We start from the raw sequence: 23319 nt of genomic DNA, 5'->3' as shown, positions 1-23319 counted from the left end.
GGTTCCTGCTCCTTCAGGTTCGGGCTTCGCTGCGCAGCAGCCAGTAGCTCATCAGCATGCCGGTCAACGCCATCAGGGCCGACACCAGGAAGATCACGGCGAAACCCGCGCCGCCTGCGATGGCGCCCATCAGTGGCCCGGCGATGCCCAGGGCCAGGTCGAAGAATACCGCGTAGGCACCCAGCGCCGAACTGCGGCTGGCGGCCGGAATACGCGTGACGGCTTCGACGCCCAGGGCAGGATAGACCAACGACAGGCCGAACCCGGTCAACGCCGCGCCCGCGAGGGCCAGCCAGGGCGTTGCTGCCGCCCACAGCAGGAACAGGCCGAGGCTTTCCACGGCCAGGCAGACGATCGCCACCCGGTAGCCACCGAGGTGCTTGATGCTGCCCACGAACAGCAGTCTCGCGCCGATGAAGGCACAGCCGAAGGCAGTGAGGCAGAAGGCGGCGCCTTCCCAGCCGAGGCTGGCGTAGTAGAGGGTGATGAAGGTGGCCAGGGTGCCGAAGCCGATGGAGCCCAGGGCCAGCGCAGTGCCGTTGGGGGCGATGCGCAGGAACACGTTGCTGAACGGCAGTCGCTCACCCTGGACGATAGGTGCCGGACGTTTGGGCCAGGCCAGCAGGAGGGCGATGGCGCAGAGCAGGGCGATCAACCCGCCGATGCTCCACAGGCCCAGACCGTCCACCATCACCACGCCCAGCGGTGCGCCGATGGCCACGGCGCCGTAGGAGGCGATGCCGTTGAAGGAAATCACCCGCGCCATGTTCTCGGCGCCCACCAGCCCCACGCCCCAACTGATGGAGCCGGTGCCCACCAGGCCTTGGCCGATGCCCAGCAGCACGCGCCCGCCCAGTAGCAGCGCCAGGCTCAACAGGGGCAGTTGCGCCAGGGAGGTGGAGAGCAGCGTCAGTACGCCGGAGAGGCCGCAGCAGGCCAGGCCGTACACCACCGCGCGCTTGGCGCCGAGGCGATCGGCCAGGCTGCCGGACATCGGGCGGGAGAGGAGGGTGGACAGGTACTGGGTACTGATGACGATGCCCGCCATCACCGAACCGTAGCCCATGTCGTTGTGCACGTAGCCGGGCAGCACGGCAATCGGCAGGCCGACGCAGAGGAAGCTGATGAAGGTGAAGAAAACGACGGTGATGATCTGCAGGGTGGTGGAGGACGCGGACGGCCGTGGCGTGCTCATGGCAGAACCTGGAATGGGGAGGGCGCCGCTCATCATCCCTGACTCACGGCGGCAAAGGAAGCTAGCTAATGGTTGTCTTGCTGGCCACGCTTCAGATGACCGGAACCTGGCGATGGGAGAAGGCTTCCGCCAGGTGTTCGATCCAGGCCCGCACCGCTGGCAGCATGCCACGCCGGTGGGTATAGACCGCCTGGAGATGGCCCCCAGGCAGGCTCCAATCCGGTAGCAGGCGCACCAGGCTGCCGTCGCGCAGTTCGGCTTCGCAGTTCATCTGCGGCAGCATGCTGAACCCTAGTCCGGCCAGCACCGCGTGCTTGCGTACGTCGAAGTCCTCGATGCCCAGGCGCGCCTCCATTACCACCTCGCGGCGGTTGCCGCGCGTGTCGCGCAGGTAGTGGTGGATGCGTCGGTCCGCTTCCAGCGCGCCCAAGGCTGGCAGGTGCTGGAGGTCGTCCGGTGTCTGGATGCTCACGCCCTCCAGCAGTGTGGGCGCGGCCACCAGGAAGGCCTGGGCCGGGCTCAGCACACGGGCGATCAGGGTCGGGTCTTCGTCGCCTTCCTCGCGCACCCGCAAGGCCACGTCCACCCCTTCCTCACGCAGGTCTACCCGGCGGTTGGTGAGGACCATGTCCAACTGCACCTGGGGGTAGTGCTGGAGGAAATCGGCGATCACGTGTTTCAGCATCGAGTGCGCCAGTTCCACCGGGCAAGACACCCGCAGGCGGCCCCGCGGTTCGACGGTGAGGCTGGCGACCACTTCCTCGGCCTGCTCGGCCTCCAGCAGCATGGCCTGACAATGGCGCAGGAAACGCTCGCCGAGATCAGTCAGCGCCATCTTGCGGGTGGTGCGTTGCAGCAAGCGCGCACCGAGGCGGGTTTCCAGCTCGGCAATGCGCCGCGACAGGCGCGATTTCGGCACGCCGAGCAGGCGAGCGGCAGACGAGAACCCGCCGTGCTCCACCACCTTGGCGAAATAGTAGAGATCGTTGAGGTCTTGCATGCTGTTGTCCTGTGGGTGGGACGAGTGGGCGCATCGCGCGAATTTACCGCGTTACTGGCCAAGCTGGCAGGACTTTTCAGGCGCATTGCCGGACCGGCTCGCAGGCGCTATACCTGAGCCTTTTCCATCCACCCGAAAACGGAGCGATCACCATGTCCTTGTCCATGTACGAGGCGTCCATCCCGGTCCTGGCTCGCATGCTCGGCAACCTCTCCAACATCCTCAAGAAGGCCGAGGCCAACGCCCAGGCGCGCGGTATCGGTCCCAAGGTATTCATCGAATCGCGACTGGCGCCGGACATGTTCCCCCTGGCCCGCCAGGTACAGATCGTCAGCGACACCGCCAAGGGCTGCGCGGCGCGCCTGGCTGGCGTCGATGTGCCGAGCTGGGCTGACACGGAAACCAGTTTCGAGGAACTGCAGGCCCGCATAGCCAAGACGCTGGCGTTCATCGAGGGAATCGACGCCGCCCAGCTGGAAGGCAGCGAAACCCGCACCGTGGTGTTAAAGATGCGCAGCGGCGAAATCAGCTTCAGCGGCCGTGAGTACCTGCTCGGCTTCGCCATGCCGAACTTCTATTTCCACGTCACCACAGCCTACGCCATCCTCCGCCACAACGGCGTGGACGTGGGCAAGATGGATTTCCTGGGCGGCGTCTGACGCGCCGAAACCGTCGTCCGGCGTAGGGTGGACCACGCTTCATCGGTCCACCATCCGTGGTTCGGTCGGACCGCAATGGTGGATAGGAAAAGCGCTATCCACTCAAAAGCTAAATCGTTCCATGCGTGAGACGCTGAATCACAAATTCGCCGTCTAATCAGTGTTTATCGACATGGATAGGATTACCTCCATTCCGATCGGCCGTCGCCGGTCGCCCAACTGAGGGTACCCATCCATGAAACTTCTGCACCTCGATTCCAGCATCCTCGGCGACGCCTCCGCCTCCCGCCAACTGAGCCGCGACGTGGTTGCCGCCTGGGAAGCCGCCGAGCCGAACGCCCAGGTCACCTACCGCGACCTGGCCAGCGACGCCATCAGCCACCTGTCGGCCTTGAGCCTGGTTGCCGGTGGCACCCCGGCCGAACTGCGCGATGCCGCGCAGAAGCACGAAGCCGAACTGGGTGAAACCACCCTGAATGAATTCCTCGCCGCCGACGCCATCGTCATCGGCGCACCGATGTACAACTTCTCCATCCCGAGCCAACTGAAGGCCTGGATCGACCGCATCGCCGTCGCCGGCAAGACTTTCCGCTACACCGAGAACGGCCCGGAAGGCCTGGCGGGCGGCAAGAAAGTGGTCATCGTCTCCACTGCAGGCGGCATCCACGCCGGTCAGGCCAGCGGCCAGGCCCATGAGGACTACCTGAGGCTGGTGCTGAACTTCCTCGGCGTGACCGACATCGAGATCGTCCGCGCCGAAGGCCTGGCCTACGGCGAAGAGCCCCGCGTCAATGCCTTCAGGGCTGCCCAGGGCCAGATCGGCGAGCTGTTCGCCACCGCCTGATTCCGCCCGTTGGAAAACACAATGCCCCGCAATTGCGGGGCATTGTGTTTTAGCGGACTCATCAATTCCTTGTAGGGGCGAATTCATTCGCCAAGGGCGGCGAAGCTGCCCCGTGAGACATTGAGGGCCGAACCTGCGGTCCGGTTGGCGAATGAATTCGCCCCTACAGATGCAGCCTTCATGTCCGGGAAGGGATCAGACAATCACACCCTGGCTACGCAGATAGTCGTCGTAGGTGCCGCTGAAGTCGGTCACGCCGTTCTCGTTCAGCTCGATGATGCGGGTGGCCAGGGAGCCGACGAACTCGCGGTCGTGGCTGACGAAGATCAGGGTGCCCGGATAGTTTTCCAACGCCAGGTTGAGCGCTTCGATGGATTCCATGTCCAGGTGGTTGGTGGGTTCGTCCATCACCAGCACGTTGGGCCGCTTCAGAATCAGCTTGCCGAACAGCATGCGGCCCTGCTCGCCACCGGAGATGACTTTCACCGACTTGAGGATCTCGTCGTTGGAGAACAGCATCCGGCCCAGGGTGCCGCGCACCAGTTGTTCGCCGCCCTGGGTCCACTGGCCCATCCAGTCGAACAGGGTGACGTCGTCTTCGAAGTCATGGGCATGGTCCTGGGCGTAGTAGCCGAGGTCCGCGCTTTCGGTCCATTTCACGTTGCCGGAGTCCGGGGTCATCTCACCGACCAGGGTGCGCAGCAGGGTGGTCTTGCCGATGCCGTTGGGGCCGATGATGGCGACGCGCTCGCCAGCCTCGATCTGCAGGTCCAGGCCCTTGAACAGTTGCTTGCCCTCGAAGCCCTTGGCCAGCTTCTCCACGGTCACTGCCTGGCGGTGCAGCTTCTTGTGCTGGTCGAAACGAATGAAGGGGCTGACACGACTGGATGGCTTGACCTCGGCCAGTTGGATTTTGTCGATCTGCTTGGCGCGCGAGGTGGCCTGCTTGGCTTTCGAGGCGTTGGCGGAGAAACGGCTGACGAAGGTCTGCAGCTCGGCGATCTGCGCCTTTTTCTTGGCGTTGTCGGCCAGGAGCTGCTCGCGCGACTGGGTCGCGGCGGTCATGTACTCGTCGTAATTGCCCGGGAACAGCCGCAGCTCGCCGTAGTCCAGGTCCGCCATGTGGGTGCACACGCTGTTCAGGAAGTGGCGGTCGTGGGAAATGATGATCATGGTGCTGTTACGCGCCGTGAGGATGTTTTCCAGCCAGCGGATGGTGTTGATGTCCAGGTGGTTGGTCGGCTCGTCCAGCAGCAGCACGTCCGGGTCCGAGAACAGCGCCTGGGCCAGCAGCACGCGCAGCTTCCAGCCGGGGGCGACCTCGCTCATCGGGCCGAAATGCTGGCTGAGCGGAATGCCCAGGCCGAGCAGAAGCTCGCCGGCGCGGGATTCGGCGGTGTAGCCGTCCATCTCGGCGAACTCGGTCTCCAGCTCGGCCACGGCCATGCCGTCGTCCTCGCTCATTTCCGGCAGCGAATAGATGCGGTCACGTTCGGCCTTGACCCTCCACAGCTCCCCATGGCCCATGATCACGGTGTCGATCACGCTGAATTCTTCGTAGGCGAACTGATCCTGGCGCAGCTTGCCGAGTCGCACGTTGGGCTCCAGCATCACCTGGCCGCCAGAGGCCTCCAGATCACTGCCGAGGATTTTCATGAAGGTCGACTTGCCGCAGCCGTTGGCACCGATCAGGCCGTAGCGGTTGCCGTTGCCGAACTTGACGGAAACGTTCTCGAACAGCGGCTTGGGGCCAAACTGCATGGTGATGTTGGCGGTAGAGATCACGATGGAATCCTGAGCTTAGGGCGCTCGCGCGCAAAAAAGGCGCGATTGTAGCGGTTTTGCCTGCATCCAGGGGGATCGATTGTCGGGTTGGCGCGGTCACGGCCCTGTCGCCAAACCGTCAACTTCCAGCGCTAGCCTGATTCGGCTTCCACGGCATATTCGATGCACCAGCGCATCCCCAGACCTTCGCAGTGCAGGCCAACCTGATCAGTTGGCCTTTTTTCTTGCCGTGGCGGTCCCGAGACGTATAGCCGGAGCCGTACATGGACATCTCGATCCAGCAGATCAACCGTGGCGATAGAGAAGAGTGGCAGGTGAAAGCCCTCGGCATGACGGTGCCGTTCCGCGACCGGGCTTCGGCCCTGGCGTTCGCGGTTCGCCTGCAGGAGCGCATAGAAGCGCCCCACTGGCTGCCGGGCTGGGTGCAACAGCAGGCGCGCAAGGAGGAGTGAGGCGCCGTGCCTTGTCGTTTTCAGCTATTGCCTGGCAGGTGCCCGCTACGGCAAGAATGTGCCTCCAGGACCAGCAGGAGATGGCAGGTGAAGAAGACTCGGTTTTTCGGCGTTCTGGCCTTGCAGGCCTGTGCTTTCACAGCGATGGCGGGTCAGTGGCCGGCAGGTGGCGCGGAGAAGTTCAGCCGTGAATGCGTCACCAGCGCGGCCGCCCAGGTGCCCCCGGACAGGGCCGTCGCTTACTGCAAGTGCTCCACCGGGATGATGCAGGAAGCGTTCACCTCCCAGCAGTTGGTGGCCGTGACTGACGGCCGCAAACCCACCGCCGAAGAGCTGACGGTCCTCACCGATATCTCTCGCTCCTGCGCACGCGAAACGCTGCAATGAGCCGGTAATCCCGGTGTCATGTAGCCGCTCCAGAATGGGCACTGCGCCACGGACGGTGCCCATCTCCCCGCTTCGCCTCATTCCCTGAAGAACACCTGCACCAGGTGATAGCCGAACTGGCTCTTCACCGGGCCATGGATGACTCGCACGGGTTTCTTGAAGATCACCTGATCGATCACCCGCACCATCTGGCCGGGGCGGACTTCGCCCAGGTCGCCACCGCGTTTGGCGGACGGGCAGATGGAATGCTTCTTGGCCAGGGTTGCGAAGTCTTCGCCTTTGTCGAGGCGCTTCTTCAGTTGTTCGGCTTCCGCCTCGGTCTTGACCAGAATATGGCGGGCAAGGGCCTTGGCCATGGGAAATCCTCTTGGAGTGTGGAACGGTTCATTGTGCCAGCACGGGCCGCCGCCATACAGTTGCTGACCTGTGATCCGCCACGCGGATGCCTTCACACCTGAACGGGACACGCACGCCACATGGACCTTTCTTCGATGCTGAAAATCCTGGCCAGCCAGGATGGTTCCGACCTCTACCTGTCCACGGGCGCACCGCCCTGTGCCAAGTTCAACGGGCTGCTGCGGCCGCTCAGCAACGAGCCTCTGAAAGCCGGGGATGTGGCCAGGATCGCCGAGTCGATCATGGACCCCGAGCAGCGCGCCGAGTTCGATCGGGAGCTGGAAATGAACCTGGCCATCTCGCTGCCGAACATCGGGCGATTCCGCATCAACATCTTCCGCCAGCGCAACGAGGTGTCCATCGTCGCGCGGAACATCAAGCTGGACATCCCCCGCTTCGAGGACCTCAAGCTGCCCGAAGTGCTGCTCAAGATGGTCATGGAGAAGCGTGGCCTGGTGCTCTTCGTCGGCGGCACCGGCTCCGGCAAATCCACTTCCCTGGCCGCGCTGATCGACTACCGCAACCGCAACACCGGCGGCCACATCATCACCATCGAAGACCCGGTGGAGTACGTGCACCGGCACAAGAAGTCCATCATCAACCAGCGCGAAGTGGGCGTGGATACCCGCAGCTTCCACGCCGCGCTGAAGAACACCCTGCGCCAGGCGCCGGACGTGATCTTGATCGGCGAGATCCGCGACCGCGAGACCATGGAGCACGCCCTGGCCTTCGCCGATACCGGCCACCTGGCGATTTCCACCCTGCACGCCAACAACGCCAACCAGGCGCTGGACCGCATCATCAACTTCTTCCCCGAAGAGCGCCGCCCGCAGCTGCTCAACGACCTGGGCAACAACCTCAAGGCCTTCGTTTCCCAGCGCCTGGTGCGCACCCAGGACGGCAAGCGCCGGGCCGCGGTGGAAGTACTGTTGGGCACCTCCACCATCAGCGACTTGATCAAGCGCGGCGAATTCCACTCCATCAAGGAAATCATGGAGAAGTCCCGTGGCCTGGGCATGCAGACCTTCGACCAGGCGCTGTTCGACCTGGTGGTGGAGGGCGCGATTCCCGAGGACGAGGCGATCAAGAACGCCGACTCGGCCAACAACCTGCGCCTGAAGCTCAAGCTCTACCGTGACGGCCCGGCAGCGGCTCCCGCACCGACAGCCGCCCCGGCTCCCGCAGCGGCGCCTGCCCGCACCGAGGATGCCGCCGGTTGGGGCCTGGAGCTGAAGCTGGAAGACCTGGAAGAGGAAGGGCCGGAGGAGCCGGGGCCTCGGATTGGCTAGTTCATTGTGGGAGCGAATGAATTCGCTCCCACAGGTAAGGCAACGGCGGAATTGCCCGCCCGCCTGTACGGCCAGATTTAATCGCATCTGTACATAGCGGCCGCACCCCGACCCGCATAGATTCGCCCCATGCACCCAACCGATCCGGGAGGTCGTGATGCGTATCGCCGTTCTGACGTTCGAAGGTTTTAACGAACTGGATTCCTTCGTGGCCGCAGGTTTGCTCAACCGCCTGCGCGGGCAGGGCTGGCAGGCGGAAATCACCGCCCCCAGCGAGTGGGTCACCTCGATGAACGGTGTGCGGGTCCAGGCCCAGCAACCGCTGGAGGCGGCCAACACCGCCGATGTGGTGCTGTTCGGCAGCGGCATCCTGACTCGCGACATCGCCCAGGATCGCAGCATCCTCGACCGCCTGCGCCTGGACCCGCAGCGTCAGTTGATCGGCTCGCAGTGTTCCGGGGCCTTGCTGATGGCCAGGCTTGGCCTGCTCGGCAATCTACCGGCCTGCACGGACCTCACCACCAAGCCTTGGGTGATCGAAGCCGGGGTTCAGGTACTGGATCAGCCGTTCTTTGCCAATGGCAACCTGGCCACCGCCGGCGGCTGCCTGTCCGCGCCCTACCTGGCGGCCTGGGTGATCGCCAGGCTGGCCGGCGAGGACGCTTGCGCCACGGCGCTGCACTATGTGGCGCCGGTGGGGGAGAAGGAGGCTTTTGTCGAGCGGGCCCTGGGTGTGATTCGGCCGTATCTGTAGGCGCGATGCACTCATCTGTGGGGTCGATTTCAATCGACAAGGGCGGCGCAGCTGCCCCCTGAAACCTCGCAGGCCGAACCTGCGGTCCGGTTGGCGATTGAAATCGCCCCTACAGGTGTTCGGCCTTCAGCTCTGGAGTTCCGGCAGGTCCCTGTAAAACTCCAGCGCCTGCGGATTGGCCAGGGCATCGGTGTTCTTCACCGGCCTGCCATGCACCACATTGCGTACCGCCAATTCGACGATCTTGCCGCTCAGGGTACGGGGGATGTCGGCCACGGCGATGATCTTTGCCGGCACATGACGTGGTGTGGTGTTGGCGCGGATCACCTGGCGGATGTGCTCGCGCAGGGTATCGTCGAGCGTCACGCCGTCCCGCAGGCGGACGAACAGCACCACGCGCACATCGCTCTCCCAGTCCTGGCCGATGGCGATGGACTCCAGCACCTCTTCCACTTTTTCCACCTGGCGGTAGATTTCCGCGGTGCCGATGCGCACGCCGCCGGGATTGAGTACGGCGTCGGAGCGGCCGTGGATCACCAGGCCGCCGCGTGGGGTTTCCTCGGCGTAGTCGCCATGGGCCCAGACGCCGGGGAAGGTGTCGAAGTAGGCGGCCTTGAACTTCACCCCCTCCGAGTCATTCCAGAAGCCCACCGGCATCGACGGGAAATGCCGCGCGCAGACCAGCTCGCCTTTCTCGGCGAACACGCGCTTGCCGTCTTCGTTCCACACCTGCACGTCCATCCCGAGACCCTTGCACTGCAGCTCGCCGCGCCAGACCGGCAGCACCGGGTTGCCCAGGGCGAAGCAGGAAACGATGTCCGTGCCGCCCGAGATGGACGACAGGCACAACTCGTTCTTGATGTCGCGGTAAACGAACTCGAAGCTCTCGTGAGACAGTGGCGAGCCGGTGGAGAGCAGCGCCTTCAGGCGTTCCAGCCGGTGGCTCTGGCGCGGTCTGGCGCCGGCCTTTTCCAGGGCGGCCAGGTACTTGGCGCTGGTGCCGAAAATGCTGATGCCCTCGGCATCGATCAGGTCCATCAGACGCTCTGGGGCGGGGTGAAAGGGCGAACCGTCATAGAGCACCAGAGTCGCGCCCAGGGCGAGGCCCGACACCAGCCAGTTCCACATCATCCAGCCGCAGGTGGTGAAGTAGAACAGGGTGTCCGATGCCGTCAGGTCGCAATGCAGGCCGTGTTCCTTGACGTGCTGCAAGAGGGTGCCGCCCGCGCCGTGGACGATGCACTTTGGCACGCCGGTGGTTCCGCTGGAATAAAGGATGTACAGCGAATGATCGAAGGGCACCGGAGTGAACACGGGCTCGCCGCCGGGCTGGTAGAAGTCGTTCCACAGGGCGACGCGCGCGCGGGTGGCGAAATCCGCCGGCTGCGCTTCCGGACGGGAATAGGGCACCACCACCAGTTGCTCCAGCCAGGGCATGCGCTCGAGGATTTCATTGAGCTTGACTGTCTGGTCGAGGTTCTTGCCGGCATAGCGGTAGCCGGCTGAGGCGATCAGCACCTTGGGTTCGATCTGGCCGAAGCGGTCGATCACGCCCTGGGTGCCAAAGTCCGGTGAGCAGGACGACCAGGTGGCTCCCAGGCTGGTGGCGGCGAGCATGCTCACCACTGCCTGCCAGGTATTGGGCATGAAGGCCGCGACCCGGTCGCCAACGCCCACACCCAGCGCCTTCAGGCTCTGCTGCAGGCCCGCGACATGGTTCGCCAGTTCGGCGTAGGTGAGTTGCACGCGGCTGCCGTCTTCGCCCAGGGCGACGAGGGCCGGATGGCTGTCGCGGCGACGCAGCAGGTGCTCCGCGAAATTCAGGGTGCCACCGGGGAACCAGCGGGCGCTGGGCATGGCCGCGCCTTCTTCCAGCACCGCCGATGGTGGTGTGCTGAAGCGGATATCGAAGAATTCGACTATCGCCTGCCAGAACGCTTCGCGGCGATCCAGGCTCCAGGCGTGCAGGGCCGGGTAGTCGGGCAGGTCCAGGCCCTGTTGCTGGCTGACCCGGCGGCGGAAGGCGTCCATACGGGTCGCGGCGATTCGCAGCGGGCTGGGGGTCCACAGTGGCTGCTCCATCTGCGCATCCTCATCGAGTGAGTCTTGGGTCGTCCGGTTGTTATTGAGCATAGGCCTTGACTCAGGGCTGGGGCAGCTCCAGCAGGCTCCAGTCCCGCACGTGCAGCAGCACATCGCTGAGTGCCTGGGCGGCGGTGGAGAGCGTGTGTTCGGACAGGCGCAGCAGTCCCACGCGGCGCTCCACCTGCGGGCTGTGCAGTGCGATGCAATGCGCGCCCAATTCCTGCATCTGCTGGATGCACAGGCTGGGTACTGCGCTGACGCCCAGCCCCTGGGCAACCATGCGCCCGACCGTCACCAACTGATGGCTCTCGAAGGCCACGGGCAGGCGCCCATGCAGCGGGGCGATGCTTTCCTCCAGCAGCAGGCGCACGGCTGAAGGGCGCTGCAGGGTAATGAAGTTGCCTTGCAGCAGCTCCGCCCAGCCGACGTCGGCGCGCTGGGCCAGTTCGCAGTCTGCCGGAACCACGGCCACGAAGCGGTCGGTATAGAAGGGGGTGAAGTCGAGGCCGTCGAGGGAGTCGGGCTCGAAGGCGATGCCCAGTTCCACGCGGCGGTTACGCACCATTTCCAGCACTTGCTCGTTGATCACGTCATGTACCGCCACGTTGACCTTGGGGTGCTGGTCGCGGAAGGCCTTGAGCGCCGCCGGCAGCAGGTTGCCGGCAAACGAAGGCATGGCGGCAATGGAGACCTTGCCCAGCTGCAGGGTGAAGTGCTGGCGCAGCAGTTCCTCCGCGTTGTCCCAGTCCGCCAGCAGGCGCCGCGCGATGGGCAGCAGGGTTTCGCCCTCGGGCGTCAGCGCCACGCTGCGGGTGGTGCGCACCAGCAGTTGGCCGCCCAGGGAATCTTCCAGGTTCTTGATCGCCAGGCTCAGCGCCGGCTGGGACAGGTGCAGCCGCTCGCAGGCCTGGGCGAAGCTCAGGCTCTGCGCCACGGCGAGGAAGGCGCGCAACTGCTTGATGGTCATTGATTTGGTTTGCTTATTAATTGTTAGGAAAAACAAACTTAACAAATCAGTCTGTGCGGGAGAAGCTCTGGCCCACTCACCGGCGGTTCTCCGCCGCGACCCATAACGACAAGAGGCACATGAGCATGAGTGGACTCGACAAGCGCGTATACAGCTACGAGGAAGCCCTGGACGGGCTGACCGACAACATGACCGTCCTGGCCGGCGGTTTCGGCCTCTGTGGCATCCCCGAGAACCTCATCGCCGAGATCCGCCGCCTTGGCGTCAGCGGCCTCACCGTGGTTTCCAACAACTGCGGCGTCGACGGCTTCGGCCTTGGCGTGCTGCTGGAAGACCGCCAGATCCGCAAGATGGTCGCCTCCTACGTCGGTGAGAACGCCCTGTTCGAGAAGCAGCTGCTCAGCGGCGAACTGGAAGTCGAACTGACCCCGCAAGGTACCCTCGCCGAGAAACTGCGCGCAGGCGGTGCTGGCATCCCGGCCTTCTTCACCGCCACCGGCTACGGCACCCCAGTCGCTGAAGGCAAGGAAGTGCGTGAATTCAACGGCCGCAAATTCATCCTCGAGCCGTCCATCACCGGCGATTTCGCCATCGTCAAAGGCTGGAAGGCCGACCATTTCGGCAACGTGGTCTATCGCCACACCGCGCAGAACTTCAACCCGGTGGTCGCCACCGCCGGCCGCATCACCGTGGTCGAGGTGGAAGAGATCGTCGAGCCAGGCGAGCTGGACCCGACCCAGATTCACACTCCGGGCATTTACGTTGATCGCGTGATTCTTGGCAGCTTCGAAAAACGCATCGAAAAGCGCACCGTTCGCGCCTGATCACGACAAAAAGAATTCGAGGAAACCGACATGGCACTGACCCGCGAACAGATGGCCCAGCGCGTGGCCCGCGAACTGAAAGACGGCTACTACGTGAACTTAGGGATAGGCATCCCGACCCTGGTTGCCAACTACGTACCCGAAGGCATGGAAGTGATGCTGCAGTCCGAGAACGGCCTGCTCGGCATGGGCGCCTTCCCCACCGACGCTGAAGTGGACGCCGACATGATCAACGCCGGCAAGCAGACCGTCACCGCAGTGAAGGGCGCTTCGATCTTCTCCTCCGCCGAATCCTTCGCGATGATCCGCGGCGGCCATGTGGACCTCACCGTGCTTGGTGCGTTCGAAGTGGACGTGCAGGGCAACATCGCCTCCTGGATGATCCCCGGCAAGCTGGTCAAGGGCATGGGCGGCGCCATGGACCTGGTGGCCGGTGCCGACAACATCATTGTCACCATGACCCACGCTTCCAAGGACGGTGAGTCCAAGCTGCTGGAGAGCTGCTCGCTACCGCTGACCGGCGCCGGCTGCATCCGCAAGGTGCTGACCGACCTGGCCTACCTGGAGATCGAGAACGGTGTCTTCATCCTTCGCGAAACCGCGCCGGGCGTGAGCATCGCCGAGATCGCCGAGAAGACCGCCGGCCGCCTGATCGTTCCCGACGACGTGGTCGAAATGACGTTCTGATTGCTCTGCCGTCTCGGAGGAGACCACCACGCACGGTCTGCCTTCGGGACGGTCTTTTTTTCGTAGGATGGGTAGGGCGGCTTTCCGCGAGCGGAGCGATACCCATCATTTGCCGGTTAGCTCGGATCGTTGGGTTTCGCTTCGCTCAACACCAACCTACGGTCCCCGCTGTGGTCCAGGAGAATCAAATATGCAAGACGTCGTAATCGTCGCCGCAACCCGTACCGCCATTGGCAGCTTCCAGGGCGCCCTGGCGAACATTCCCGCGCCGGAACTGGGCGCTGCGGTCATCCGCCAGCTGCTGGCGCAGACCGGCATCGACGGCGCCATCGTCGATGAAGTGATTCTCGGCCAGGTACTCACCGCCGGTTCCGGCCAGAACCCGGCGCGTCAGGCCGCCATGCTCGCCGGCCTGCCCCATGCGGTGCCGGCCCTGACCCTGAACAAGGTCTGCGGCTCCGGCCTCAAGGCCCTGCACCTGGCAGCCCAGGCCATTCGTTGCGGCGACGCCGAGGTCATCATCGCCGGCGGCCAGGAGAACATGAGCCTGGCGCCCTACGTCATGCCCGGTGCCCGCACCGGCCTGCGCATGGGGCACACCAAGCTGGTCGATACCATGATCCAGGACGGCCTGTGGGACGCCTTCAACGACTACCACATGGGCATCACCGCCGAGAATCTGGTGCAGAAGTACGGCATCAGCCGTGAAGCCCAGGACACGTTCTCCGCCGCCTCGCAGCAGAAGGCCGTGGCCGCCATCGAGGGCGGGCGCTTTGCGGCCGAGATCACCCCGATCCTGATCCCGCAGCGCAAGGGCGACCCGGTTGCCTTCGCCACCGACGAGCAGCCCCGCGCCGGCACCACCGCCGAGTCCCTGGCCAAGTTAAAGCCCGCCTTCAAGAAAGACGGCAGCGTTACCGCCGGCAACGCCTCCAGCCTCAATGACGGCGCCGCTGCCGTGCTGCTGATGAGCGCTGAAAAGGCCAAGGCCCTTGGCCTGCCGGTGCTGGCGCGTATCGCGAGCTACGCCAATGCCGGTGTCGACCCGGCGATCATGGGCATTGCCCCGGTATCGGCAACCCGGCGTTGCCTGGAGAAAGCTGGCTGGAACCTCGCTGACCTCGACCTGATCGAAGCCAACGAAGCCTTCGCCGCCCAGGCGCTTTCGGTTGGCCAGGAACTGGGCTGGGACACCGCCAAGGTCAACGTCAACGGCGGCGCCATCGCCCTCGGCCACCCCATCGGCGCCTCCGGCTGCCGCGTGTTGGTGACCCTGCTGCACGAGATGATCAAGCGCGATGCGAAGAAGGGCCTGGCGACCCTGTGCATCGGCGGCGGCCAGGGCGTGGCCCTGGCCATCGAGCGCTGATACCGGAAACGCATTACCCGTAGGTTGGGCAGAGCTACGCGAAGCCTAACCTACGAAAAAAGATTAAAGCGGACCTGCTATGTCCAGGTCCTCGCAAGGCCATCACGCACGAGCCCAAGGCCGAAAGGTCACGGGCACCAGACCTCGCCATGCCCCTCATGGGCGTGGCGTCGTCGTTTCAGACAGAAAGAGGGCAAAGACCCTCGGATTCGATCAAGACCACTGTCCCGGCGCCCGGCCGCAATTGCGGCTGGGCGATTGCCGATAAAAACAACACTCCCGAGGTACCCGATGGCCACACAACTTCAAGAAAGCCGCTCAGCACGCTTTGCCATGCGTTGCTCGAACTGGGCGGAACGCTGGTTCCCCGATTCCTGGGTCTTTGCCGCAGTCGCCATACTCCTGGTGACGGTCGCCGCCCTTGCCATGGGCGCGCCGGCCAGCCAGGCCGCCAAGGCCTTTGGCGACGGATTCTGGAGCCTGATCCCCTTCACCATGCAGATGGCCTTCGTGGTCATCGGCGGCTACGTGGTCGCCAGTTCCGGACCGGCCTCGCGCCTGATCGACCTGCTGGCCCGCGTACCGAAGAACGGCCGTTCGGCGGTGTGCTGGGTGGCGCTGATCTCCATGGTCGCGTCGTTGCTGAACTGGGGCCTCTCCCTGGTGTTCGGCGGCCTGCTGGTGCGTGCCCTGGCCCGCCGTGAAGAACTCAAGATGGACTACCGTGCCGCCGGTGCCGCCGCCTACCTGGGCCTGGGCGCTGTCTGGGCCCTAGGCCTGTCTTCGTCGGCCGCGCAGCTGCAGGCCAACCCGGCCAGCCTGCCGCCGTCGATCCTCGCCATTACCGGCGTGATTCCCTTCACCGAAACCATCTTCCTCTGGCAGTCGGGTGTGATGCTGCTGGCGCTGATGGTGGTGTCGCTGGTGATCGCCTACATGACCGCCCCCAGCGCCGCCAGCGCGCGTGATGCCAAATCCTGTGGCGTGGACCCGAGCTTCGCCGCACCGCAGCAGGTCAAGCCGACCCGTCCGGGCGAGTGGCTGGAACACAGCCCGCTGCTGATCATCCTGCTGGTGGTACTGGCAGGTGGCTGGTTGGCCCAGGAGTTCGCCAGCAAGCCGGCGATCACCGCCATTTCCGGCCTGAACACCTACAACCTGCTGTTCATCATGGCTGGCGCACTGCTGCACTGGCGTCCGCGCAGCTTCCTGGATGCCGTGGCCCGCGCAGTGCCCACCACCACCGGGGTGCTGATCCAGTTCCCGCTGTACGGCTCCATCGCCGCGATCATGACCACGGTGAAGGGCGTGGATGGCGAGACCCTGGCCCACCACATCTCCACCTTCTTCGTGCAGATCGCCAACCACGACACCTACGCACTGCTGATGGGTGTGTATTCGGCCGTGCTGGGATTCTTCATCCCGTCTGGTGGCGGCAAGTGGATCATCGAGGCGCCCTACGTGATGCAGGTGGCCAACGAGCTGCAATACCACCTGGGCTGGTCGGTGCAGATCTACAACGCCGCCGAGGCGCTGCCGAACCTGATCAACCCCTTCTACATGCTGCCGCTGCTGGGTGTGCTGGGCCTGAAGGCCCGCGATCTGATCGGCTTCTCCTTCGTCCAGCTACTGGTGCACATCCCGCTGGTGATGGTGCTGCTGTGGGGGCTAGGAACGACGCTGACGTATGTGCCGCCGGTAATGCCGTAACGCTTGCGAACGAACTTACGCAAGGCACGGCTCCGTAGGTTGGTGCGGGCGGCGTTCCGCTAGAGCGTAGCGAAACCCAACGATTAGCGTTCGGGACGGTATCTGCGCGGCTCGACAGTCCGCCTGTTGGGTTTCGTTCCTCTACCCAACCTACCGCCATAGGAGCGCTGACGCGCTCCTTGGCAAATGACGTCAGCCCCTCTTCGCCAGAATCGCCCGTGCCACCCGCGAGCCATTCTCCTTGCCGAGCACCGCGCAGATGCGCTGGCCGGCGTCCACCAGCTTGCCCATGTCGATGCCGGTCTCGATGCCCATGCCGTTGAGCAGGTAGAGCACGTCCTCGGTGGCGACGTTGCCGGTGGCGCCCTTGGCATAGGGGCAGCCGCCGAGGCCGGCGACCGAGCTGTCGAACACGGTGATGCCTTCCAGCAGGCTGGCGTGGATGTTCGCCACGGCCTGGCCGTAGGTGTCGTGGAAGTGGCCGGCGAGGCGGTCGCGCGGTACGCGGGTGCCCACCACGTTGAGCAGGTGGCGGGTGGCGCCGGCGGTGCCGGTGCCGATGGTGTCGCCCAGGGACACTTCATAGCAGCCCATGGCATAGAGTTCGGCGGCGACGGCGGCGACTTGCTCGGCCGGCACCTCACCCTCATAGGGGCAGCCCAGCACGCAGGACACATAGCCGCGCACGCTGATGCCGTGGGCCTTGGCCGCTTCCATCACCGGCACGAAACGCTCCAGGCTCTCGGCGATGGAGCAGTTGATGTTCTTCTGCGAGAAGGACTCGGACGCGGCGGCGAACACCGCCACTTCCTTCACCCCGGCTTCCAGGGCGGCCTCGAAGCCTTTCATGTTCGGCGCCAGGGCGGCGTAGGTGACCCCGGCCTTGCGCTGGATCTGCGCGAAGACCTCGGCGGAACCTGCCATCTGCGGCACCCACTTGGGCGAGACGAAACTGCCCACCTCGACATAGCCGAGACCGGCGGCGGTGAGGTCGTCCACCAGGCGCACCTTGTCGGCGACGCTGATGGGTTGCTTCTCGTTCTGCAGGCCGTCGCGCGGGCCGACTTCGACCAGGCGGACCTTGGTGGGAATAGTCATTGCGTCATCTCTCGATTCGGGGCGATGTCCACCCTACGGGGCAAATGCATCGGTGCGCATGGCGCACCCTACGCGGGGTAGGGTGCGCCGCGCGCACCGGGCGTGGCCTCAGGCCTCTTCCAGCTCAACCAGCGCCGTGCCTTCATTGACCAGTTCGCCTTCGCTGCAATACAGCGCCTTGACGCTGCCTGCGTGGGGCGCGCGGATGCTGTGTTCCATCTTCATGGCTTCGAGCACCACCAGGGCGGTGCCGGCTTCCACCTTCTGACCAGCTTCCACCAGGACGCGCACGATACTGCCGTTCATGGGCGCCGTCAGCCCTCCGTGGTGGGCGTGGCTGGCTTCGACTTCTTCGATCGGGTCGACGCGGCTGACGCTGCGTAGCTCGCCGTCCCATTCCAGGTAGAGGGTTTCGTCGCGACGGATCGCCAGGTGCTGGCGGCGCAGGCCGTCCTGCGCCAGGGTGATGCGCTCGCCCGTGAGCTGGATCGGGCTGGCGGCGGTGCCGCGCAGACGCACCACCTGACGCTCATCGCCGCAGGCGAGGTGCAGGTCGGTTTCGCTCGGCAGGCCGGCGCGCCAGCCGCTGTTACGGCTCCACGGCGAGTGCGGGTCGTCGCCGCGTACGCGCTCGGCTTCGCCCTGGCGGAAGGCTTCGGCGGCCACCTGCCAGAAGGCCGGGGGCAGGGCGGTTGGGACGGGTAGCAGCTGCTCCTGGTGACGGGCGATGAAGCCGGTGTCCAGCTCCGCATCGGCGAAGGCCGGGTGGGCCAGCACGCGGCGCAGGAAGGCCAGGTTGGTCTTGAAACCGCCCACGGCGGTCTCATCCAGCATGGCCAGCAGGCGTTGGCGGGCTTCCTCGCGGTTTTCGCCCCAGGCGATCAGCTTGGCCAGCATCGGGTCGTAGAAGGGCGATACCTCGTCACCTTCGGCAACCCCGCTGTCCACGCGGCGGCCGGGGCCGGCGGAGGCTTCGCGGTAGAGCGCGAGACGGCCGCTGGCGGGCAGGAAGTCCTGGTCCGGGTCTTCGGCGTAGAGGCGCACTTCGATGGCATGGCCGATCAGCGGCACCTGCTCCTGGGTGATGGGCAGCGCTTCACCACGGGCCACGCGAATCTGCCAGGCCACCAGGTCCAGGCCAGTGATGGCTTCGGTAACCGGGTGTTCCACCTGCAAGCGGGTGTTCATTTCCATGAAGAAGAAGTCGCCGCGTTCATCCAGCAGGAATTCCACGGTGCCGGCGCCGACGTAGCCGATGGCCTGGGCGGCACGCACGGCGGACTCACCCATGGCCTTGCGGATTTCCGGCGAGAGGCCGGGGGCGGGCGCTTCTTCCACGACTTTCTGGTGACGGCGCTGGATGGAGCAATCGCGCTCGTTCAGGTACAGGCAGTTGCCGTGGCTGTCGGCAAATACCTGGATTTCCACGTGGCGTGGTTTGAGGACGTACTTCTCCACCAGCATGCGCGAGTCGCCGAAGGCGGACTGGGCTTCACGCTGGGCGGAGGCCAGGGCTTCGGCCAGCTCGCCTTCGCGCTCGACCACCTTCATGCCCTTGCCACCGCCACCGGCGGCGGCTTTCAGCAGCACCGGGTAACCGATGCGCTCGGCGGCGGTGCGGAAGGTGTCCAGGTCCTGGGCTTCGCCGTGGTAGCCGGGCACCAGGGGTACGCCGGCGGCTTCCATCAGGGCCTTGGCGGCGGACTTGCTGCCCATGGCGTCGATGGCGGTGGCTGGCGGGCCGAGGAAGATCAGGCCAGCGTCGGCGATGGCGCGAGCGAAAGCGGCGTTCTCGGAGAGGAAGCCGTAGCCGGGGTGGATGGCTTGGGCGCCGCTGGCCTTGGCCGCGGCGATCAGCTTGTCCACCAGCAGGTAGCTTTCCGCTGGCTTGGCGCCGCCCAGGTCCACGGCGATATCGGCTTCGCGCACATGGCGGGCGTTGCGGTCGATGGCGCTGTGCACGGCCACGGTACGGATGCCCAGCGCCTTGGCGGTGCGCATGACGCGGCAGGCGATCTCACCGCGGTTGGCGATCAGCAGGGTGGTAATCATGGTTATTGCTCCTGCCAGGACGGCTTGCGTTTTTCCAGGAAGGCGCGCAGACCCTCCTGGCCTTCGGGGCTCACACGGATGCGGGCGATGGCGCTTTCGGTGTAGCGGCGCAGGTTGGGGCTGAGGACGCCGCTGCCGACTTCGCGCAGCAGGTCCTTGGAGACGCTCATGGCCTGCGGGCTGTTCTGCAGCAGATTGGCGGTCCAGCTGCTGACGGCTTCGTCCAGTTCCCCGGCCGGGTAGCACTCGGCGAGCAGCCCCAGCTCGCGGGCGCGCTCGCCGCTGAAGCGCTCGGCGGTCAGGGCATAGCGGCGCGCAGCGCGCTCGCCGATGGCCTGCACCACGAAGGGGCTGATCACTGCCGGCGCAAGGCCGATACGCACTTCCGACAGGGAGAACTGCGCGTCCACCGCGCCGATGGCCATGTCGCAGCAACTGATCAGGCCCAGCGCGCCACCGAAGGCCGCGCCTTGCACTACGGCCAGGGTGGGCACCTTGAGGTGGTAGAGGTTGTACATCAGCTCGGCCAACTCGCGGGAATCGTCCAGGTTGGCGTTGTAGTCGAGCTGGGCGGATTCCTGCATCCAGGCCAGGTCCGCGCCAGCGGAGAAGTGCCGGCCACGGCCGCGCAGAACCAGGAAGCGCACCTTGCCGTGGTCCTTGACGGCATCCAGGGCGAGAATCAGCTCGCGGATCATCCCGGCGTTGAAGGCGTTGTTCTTCTCCGGGCGGTTGAGCCAGAGGGTGGCGACGCCGTTGTCGGTGATGTCCAGTTGCAGGGTGGTGAAGTCGGTCATGGTCGATCCTGTAGGGTGCGCCGTGCGCACCGAATGCCTGGGGTCCCAGTGAGGGCTGGCTTCCCTCACCCCCGGCCCCTCTCCCAGAGGGAGAGGGGAGTTGCATGCATTACATCCGGAACACGCCGAAGGTGGTCCGCTCGATCGGGGCGTTGAGGCTGGCGGAGAGGGCCAGGCCAAGCACATCGCGGGTCTGCGCCGGGTCGATCACACCGTCGTCCCACAGTCGCGCACTGGAGTAGTACGCATGCGCCTGGCGCTCGTACTGCTCGAGGATCGGCTGCTTGATGCGTGCTTCGTCCTCGGCGCTCAGGCTGTGGCCGGCGCGTTCGCTCTGCTCGCGCTTGACCTGAGTGAGCACGCCGGCGGCCTGCTCGGCGCCCATCACGCCGATGCGCGCGTTGGGCCACATCCACAGGAAGCGCGGGTCGTAGGCGCGGCCACACATCCCGTAGTTACCGGCGCCGAAGCTGCCGCCGATGATCACGGTGAACTTCGGCACCTTGGCGCAGGCCACTGCCGTCACCAGCTTGGCGCCGTGCTTGGCGATGCCGCCTTCCTCGTACTTCTTGCCCACCATGAAACCGGTGATGTTCTGCAGGAACAGCAGTGGGATGCCGCGCTGGCAGGCCAGTTCGATGAAGTGCGCGCCTTTCTGCGCGGCTTCGGCGAAGAGGATGCCGTTGTTGGCGAGGATGGCGATGGGGTAGCCATGCAGGTAGGCGAAGCCGCACACCAGGGTGGTGCCGAACAGCGCCTTGAACTCATCGAATTCGGAGTCGTCCACCAGACGAGCGATGACTTCGCGCACGTCGAAGGGTTGCTTGGCGTCGGCCGGGATCACGCCGTAAAGCTCGTCACTGGCGAAACGCGGGGCGAGCGGGGTGCGCAGGTTCAGTTCGCCGGCCTTGCGCCAGTTGAGGTTGGCGATGCTGCGGCGGGCCAGCGCCAGGGCGTGTTCGTCGCTTTCGGCATAGTGGTCGGCCACGCCCGAGGTCTTGCAGTGCACGTCGGCGCCGCCCAGCTCTTCGGCGGTCACCACCTCGCCGGTGGCGGCCTTCACCAGCGGCGGGCCGGCCAGGAAGATGGTGGCTTGGTTGCGCACCATGATGGTTTCGTCGGACATCGCCGGAACGTAGGCGCCGCCGGCGGTGCAGGAGCCCATGACCACCGCGATCTGCGGAATGCCCATGGCGCTCATGTTGGCCTGGTTGAAGAAGATGCGGCCGAAGTGTTCGCGGTCGGGGAACACGTCTTCCTGGCGCGGCAGGTTGGCGCCACCCGAGTCCACCAGATAGATGCATGGCAGGCGGTTCTGCTGCGCGATGGTCTGGGCGCGCAGGTGCTTCTTCACGGTCAGGGGGTAGTAGGAGCCGCCTTTCACCGTGGCGTCGTTGGCCACGATCATGCATTCCACGCCTTCCACGCGGCCGATGCCGGCCACCACGCCGGCGGCGGGTACGTCTTCGCCGTAGACCTCATGGGCGGCGAGCTGGCCGATTTCGAGGAAGGGCGAGCCAGCGTCCAGCAGGCGGTTGATGCGTTCGCGGGGCAGCAGCTTGCCGCGCGAAGTGTGGCGTTCCTGGGCCTTGGCGCCGCCGCCTTCATGGATACGGCCGAGCAGCGTGTGCAGGGCGCCGACCTGTTCGAGCATCGCGGCGCTGTTGCGGGCGAACTCCGGGGAACGGGTGTTGATCTGGGTGTGCAGGATGGCCATCTTCGATTCCTGTAGGGTGCGCCATGCGCACCGCTTCGCAGTTTCCGGTGCGCACAGCGCACCCTACGGGTCACTTGGTTTCGTTGAACAGCTCGCGGCCGATCAGCATGCGGCGGATTTCGCTGGTGCCGGCGCCGATTTCGTAGAGCTTGGCGTCGCGCAGCAGGCGGCCGGCCGGGTACTCGTTGGTGTAACCATTGCCACCGAGCAGCTGGATGGTGTCCAGGGCCATCTTGGTGGCCATTTCGGCGGTGTAGAGGATCACCGCGGCGGCGTCCTTGCGCGATTCCTCGCCGCGGTCGCAGGCCTTGGCCACGGTGTACAGGTAGGATTTGGAGGCGTTCATGCCGGCGTACATGTCGGCCAGCTTGCCCTGTACCAGCTGGAATTCGCCGATGGACTGCTTGAACTGCTGGCGCTCATGCACGTAGGGCAGCACCACGTCCATGCAGGCGGTCATGATCCCGGTCGGGCCGCCCGAGAGCACGGTGCGCTCGTAGTCCAGGCCGCTCATCAGTACGGCCACGCCACGGCCTTCCGCACCGAGGATGTTTTCCGCAGGCACCTCAACGTCTTCGAACACCAGCTCGCAGGTGTTGGAGCCGCGCATGCCCAGCTTGTCCAGTTTCTGGTGGCGGGAGAAGCCCTTGTAGTCGCGCTCGACGATGAAGGCGGTCATGCCGCGCGAGCCGGCGTTGACGTCGGTCTTGGCGTAGATCACGTAGGTGTTGGCATCCGGGCCGTTGGTGATCCACATCTTGTTGCCGTTGAGTACGTAGCGGTCGCCTTTCTTCTCGGCGCGCAGCTTCATCGACACCACGTCCGAGCCGGCGTTGGGCTCGCTCATGGCCAGCGCGCCGACGTGCTCGCCGGAGCACAGCTTGGGCAGGTACTTGAGCTTCTGCTCGTGAGTGCCGTTCTTGCGGATCTGGTTGAGGCACAGGTTGGAATGGGCGCCGTAGGACAGGCCGACCGAGGCGGACGCGCGGCTGATCTCTTCCATGGCTACAACATGAGCCAGGTAACCCATGTCGGTGCCGCCGTATTCCTCTTCCACGGTCATGCCCAGCAGGCCCATGTCGCCGAACTTGCGCCACATGTCCATGGGGAACTCGTTATCGCGGTCGATCTGAGCGGCACGCGGAGCCAGCTCGGCCTGAGCGAACTGATAGACGGAGTCGCGCAGCATGTCGATGGTCTCGCCGAGACCGAAGTTGAGGGTGGGATAGCTCATCGTTACACCTGTGCTTGT

The 23319-nt window shown here is 65.2% G+C and carries 21 protein-coding genes; 10 read left to right on the top strand and 11 right to left on the bottom strand.

Annotated features, from left to right (window positions below; all coding sequences use genetic code 11):
- Positions 1–13 precede the first annotated feature (13 nt).
- Together THL1_RS15980 and THL1_RS15975 are read right to left on the bottom strand one after the other, a co-directional pair.
- Positions 14–1195, bottom strand: a complete 1182-nt coding sequence (locus tag THL1_RS15980) for an MFS transporter (RefSeq protein WP_069086537.1) — start codon at positions 1193–1195, stop codon at positions 14–16.
- 91 nt (positions 1196–1286) lie between these two features.
- Entirely contained in the window at positions 1287–2195 is a 909-nt protein-coding gene (locus tag THL1_RS15975; RefSeq protein ID WP_069084151.1) for a LysR substrate-binding domain-containing protein, read from the bottom strand.
- Between the two features lie 152 nt (positions 2196–2347).
- On the opposite strand from THL1_RS15975, the gene THL1_RS15970 reads away from it, so the two are divergent.
- Together THL1_RS15970 and THL1_RS15965 are read left to right on the top strand one after the other, a co-directional pair.
- Entirely contained in the window at positions 2348–2854 is a 507-nt protein-coding gene (locus THL1_RS15970) for a DUF1993 domain-containing protein (RefSeq protein WP_069084150.1), read from the top strand.
- A gap of 235 nt (positions 2855–3089) precedes the next feature.
- Positions 3090–3698 carry an FMN-dependent NADH-azoreductase gene (locus THL1_RS15965; protein ID WP_069084149.1) on the top strand — a complete coding sequence of 203 codons (609 nt, stop codon included), beginning with the start codon at positions 3090–3092 and terminating at the stop codon, positions 3696–3698.
- Positions 3699–3893: 195 nt separating this feature from the next.
- Here THL1_RS15965 and THL1_RS15960 read toward each other — a convergent pair whose 3' ends face one another.
- On the bottom strand, positions 3894–5483 hold the full coding sequence (locus tag THL1_RS15960) for an ABC-F family ATPase (RefSeq protein WP_069084148.1): 1590 nt from the start codon (positions 5481–5483) through the stop codon (positions 3894–3896).
- 263 nt (positions 5484–5746) lie between these two features.
- On the opposite strand from THL1_RS15960, the gene THL1_RS15955 reads away from it, so the two are divergent.
- Together THL1_RS15955 and THL1_RS15950 are read left to right on the top strand one after the other, a co-directional pair.
- Positions 5747–5935 carry a hypothetical protein gene (locus THL1_RS15955; protein ID WP_069084147.1) on the top strand — a complete coding sequence of 63 codons (189 nt, stop codon included), beginning with the start codon at positions 5747–5749 and terminating at the stop codon, positions 5933–5935.
- An 87-nt stretch (positions 5936–6022) separates the two neighbouring features.
- Positions 6023–6322, top strand: coding sequence for a hypothetical protein (locus tag THL1_RS15950; protein ID WP_069084146.1), 300 nt, complete (start codon positions 6023–6025; stop codon positions 6320–6322).
- A 77-nt stretch (positions 6323–6399) separates the two neighbouring features.
- Here THL1_RS15950 and THL1_RS15945 read toward each other — a convergent pair whose 3' ends face one another.
- Entirely contained in the window at positions 6400–6678 is a 279-nt protein-coding gene (locus THL1_RS15945) for a peptidylprolyl isomerase (protein WP_028627186.1), read from the bottom strand.
- Between the two features lie 120 nt (positions 6679–6798).
- On the opposite strand from THL1_RS15945, the gene THL1_RS15940 reads away from it, so the two are divergent.
- Positions 6799–8007: a PilT/PilU family type 4a pilus ATPase gene (locus THL1_RS15940; protein ID WP_177343836.1), complete on the top strand. Its 1209-nt coding sequence runs from the start codon at positions 6799–6801 to the stop codon at positions 8005–8007.
- A 157-nt stretch (positions 8008–8164) separates the two neighbouring features.
- On the top strand, positions 8165–8761 hold the full coding sequence (locus THL1_RS15935; RefSeq protein ID WP_069084144.1) for a DJ-1/PfpI family protein: 597 nt from the start codon (positions 8165–8167) through the stop codon (positions 8759–8761).
- A gap of 126 nt (positions 8762–8887) precedes the next feature.
- Here the strand turns inward: THL1_RS15935 and THL1_RS15930 are convergent, their stop codons facing one another.
- Complete coding sequence (locus tag THL1_RS15930; RefSeq protein WP_069084143.1) at positions 8888–10843, bottom strand: acetoacetate--CoA ligase; 1956 nt, start codon at positions 10841–10843, stop codon at positions 8888–8890.
- A gap of 61 nt (positions 10844–10904) precedes the next feature.
- The gene (locus THL1_RS15925; RefSeq protein WP_069084142.1) at positions 10905–11813 is read right to left on the bottom strand and encodes a LysR family transcriptional regulator; all 909 of its coding nucleotides are present in this window, start codon (positions 11811–11813) and stop codon (positions 10905–10907) included.
- 125 nt (positions 11814–11938) lie between these two features.
- Between THL1_RS15925 and THL1_RS15920 the strand changes: the two genes are divergently transcribed.
- The 4 genes from THL1_RS15920 (at position 11939) to THL1_RS15905 (ending at position 16403) form a co-directional block, all read left to right on the top strand.
- Entirely contained in the window at positions 11939–12637 is a 699-nt protein-coding gene (locus THL1_RS15920; RefSeq protein WP_069086536.1) for a CoA transferase subunit A, read from the top strand.
- 30 nt (positions 12638–12667) lie between these two features.
- Positions 12668–13324, top strand: a complete 657-nt coding sequence (locus THL1_RS15915) for a CoA transferase subunit B (RefSeq protein ID WP_069084141.1) — start codon at positions 12668–12670, stop codon at positions 13322–13324.
- Positions 13325–13514: 190 nt separating this feature from the next.
- Positions 13515–14693, top strand: coding sequence for an acetyl-CoA C-acetyltransferase (locus THL1_RS15910; protein WP_069084140.1), 1179 nt, complete (start codon positions 13515–13517; stop codon positions 14691–14693).
- 291 nt (positions 14694–14984) lie between these two features.
- Positions 14985–16403, top strand: a complete 1419-nt coding sequence (locus THL1_RS15905) for a short-chain fatty acid transporter (protein WP_069084139.1) — start codon at positions 14985–14987, stop codon at positions 16401–16403.
- Between the two features lie 192 nt (positions 16404–16595).
- On the opposite strand, the gene THL1_RS15900 is transcribed toward THL1_RS15905, so the two are convergent.
- From THL1_RS15900 to THL1_RS15880, 5 genes are all read right to left on the bottom strand, one after another.
- Positions 16596–17501 carry a hydroxymethylglutaryl-CoA lyase gene (locus THL1_RS15900; protein ID WP_069084138.1) on the bottom strand — a complete coding sequence of 302 codons (906 nt, stop codon included), beginning with the start codon at positions 17499–17501 and terminating at the stop codon, positions 16596–16598.
- A gap of 108 nt (positions 17502–17609) precedes the next feature.
- A complete protein-coding gene (locus THL1_RS15895; RefSeq protein ID WP_069084137.1) occupies positions 17610–19553 on the bottom strand; it encodes an acetyl/propionyl/methylcrotonyl-CoA carboxylase subunit alpha in 1944 nt (647 codons plus the stop codon).
- A gap of 2 nt (positions 19554–19555) precedes the next feature.
- Positions 19556–20350: a gamma-carboxygeranoyl-CoA hydratase gene (locus THL1_RS15890; RefSeq protein WP_069084136.1), complete on the bottom strand. Its 795-nt coding sequence runs from the start codon at positions 20348–20350 to the stop codon at positions 19556–19558.
- 109 nt (positions 20351–20459) lie between these two features.
- On the bottom strand, positions 20460–22067 hold the full coding sequence (locus THL1_RS15885) for a carboxyl transferase domain-containing protein (protein WP_069084135.1): 1608 nt from the start codon (positions 22065–22067) through the stop codon (positions 20460–20462).
- 70 nt (positions 22068–22137) lie between these two features.
- On the bottom strand, positions 22138–23301 hold the full coding sequence (locus THL1_RS15880; protein ID WP_069084134.1) for an isovaleryl-CoA dehydrogenase: 1164 nt from the start codon (positions 23299–23301) through the stop codon (positions 22138–22140).
- Positions 23302–23319 lie beyond the last annotated feature (18 nt).

This window comes from Pseudomonas sp. TCU-HL1, assembly GCF_001708505.1.
GTDB lineage: Bacteria > Pseudomonadota > Gammaproteobacteria > Pseudomonadales > Pseudomonadaceae > Metapseudomonas.
This window is presented reverse-complemented; position numbering and strand designations above follow the sequence as displayed.

Bases quoted from the DNA above. Each gene is read 5' to 3' on its own strand.
- THL1_RS15915 (WP_069084141.1), top strand. From the start codon at position 12,668: ATGGCACTGACCCGCGAACAGATGGCCCAGCGCGTGGCCCGCGAACTG.
- THL1_RS15925 (WP_069084142.1), bottom strand. From the start codon at position 11,813: ATGACCATCAAGCAGTTGCGCGCCTTCCTCGCCGTGGCGCAGAGCCTG.
- THL1_RS15930 (WP_069084143.1), bottom strand. From the start codon at position 10,843: ATGGAGCAGCCACTGTGGACCCCCAGCCCGCTGCGAATCGCCGCGACC.
- THL1_RS15955 (WP_069084147.1), top strand. From the start codon at position 5,747: ATGGACATCTCGATCCAGCAGATCAACCGTGGCGATAGAGAAGAGTGG.
- THL1_RS15940 (WP_177343836.1), top strand. From the start codon at position 6,799: ATGGACCTTTCTTCGATGCTGAAAATCCTGGCCAGCCAGGATGGTTCC.
- THL1_RS15975 (WP_069084151.1), bottom strand. From the start codon at position 2,195: ATGCAAGACCTCAACGATCTCTACTATTTCGCCAAGGTGGTGGAGCAC.
- THL1_RS15965 (WP_069084149.1), top strand. From the start codon at position 3,090: ATGAAACTTCTGCACCTCGATTCCAGCATCCTCGGCGACGCCTCCGCC.
- THL1_RS15890 (WP_069084136.1), bottom strand. From the start codon at position 20,350: ATGACCGACTTCACCACCCTGCAACTGGACATCACCGACAACGGCGTC.
- THL1_RS15945 (WP_028627186.1), bottom strand. From the start codon at position 6,678: ATGGCCAAGGCCCTTGCCCGCCATATTCTGGTCAAGACCGAGGCGGAA.
- THL1_RS15885 (WP_069084135.1), bottom strand. From the start codon at position 22,067: ATGGCCATCCTGCACACCCAGATCAACACCCGTTCCCCGGAGTTCGCC.
- THL1_RS15895 (WP_069084137.1), bottom strand. From the start codon at position 19,553: ATGATTACCACCCTGCTGATCGCCAACCGCGGTGAGATCGCCTGCCGC.
- THL1_RS15910 (WP_069084140.1), top strand. From the start codon at position 13,515: ATGCAAGACGTCGTAATCGTCGCCGCAACCCGTACCGCCATTGGCAGC.
- THL1_RS15900 (WP_069084138.1), bottom strand. From the start codon at position 17,501: ATGACTATTCCCACCAAGGTCCGCCTGGTCGAAGTCGGCCCGCGCGAC.
- THL1_RS15970 (WP_069084150.1), top strand. From the start codon at position 2,348: ATGTCCTTGTCCATGTACGAGGCGTCCATCCCGGTCCTGGCTCGCATG.
- THL1_RS15980 (WP_069086537.1), bottom strand. From the start codon at position 1,195: ATGAGCACGCCACGGCCGTCCGCGTCCTCCACCACCCTGCAGATCATC.
- THL1_RS15920 (WP_069086536.1), top strand. From the start codon at position 11,939: ATGAGTGGACTCGACAAGCGCGTATACAGCTACGAGGAAGCCCTGGAC.
- THL1_RS15905 (WP_069084139.1), top strand. From the start codon at position 14,985: ATGGCCACACAACTTCAAGAAAGCCGCTCAGCACGCTTTGCCATGCGT.
- THL1_RS15880 (WP_069084134.1), bottom strand. From the start codon at position 23,301: ATGAGCTATCCCACCCTCAACTTCGGTCTCGGCGAGACCATCGACATG.
- THL1_RS15935 (WP_069084144.1), top strand. From the start codon at position 8,165: ATGCGTATCGCCGTTCTGACGTTCGAAGGTTTTAACGAACTGGATTCC.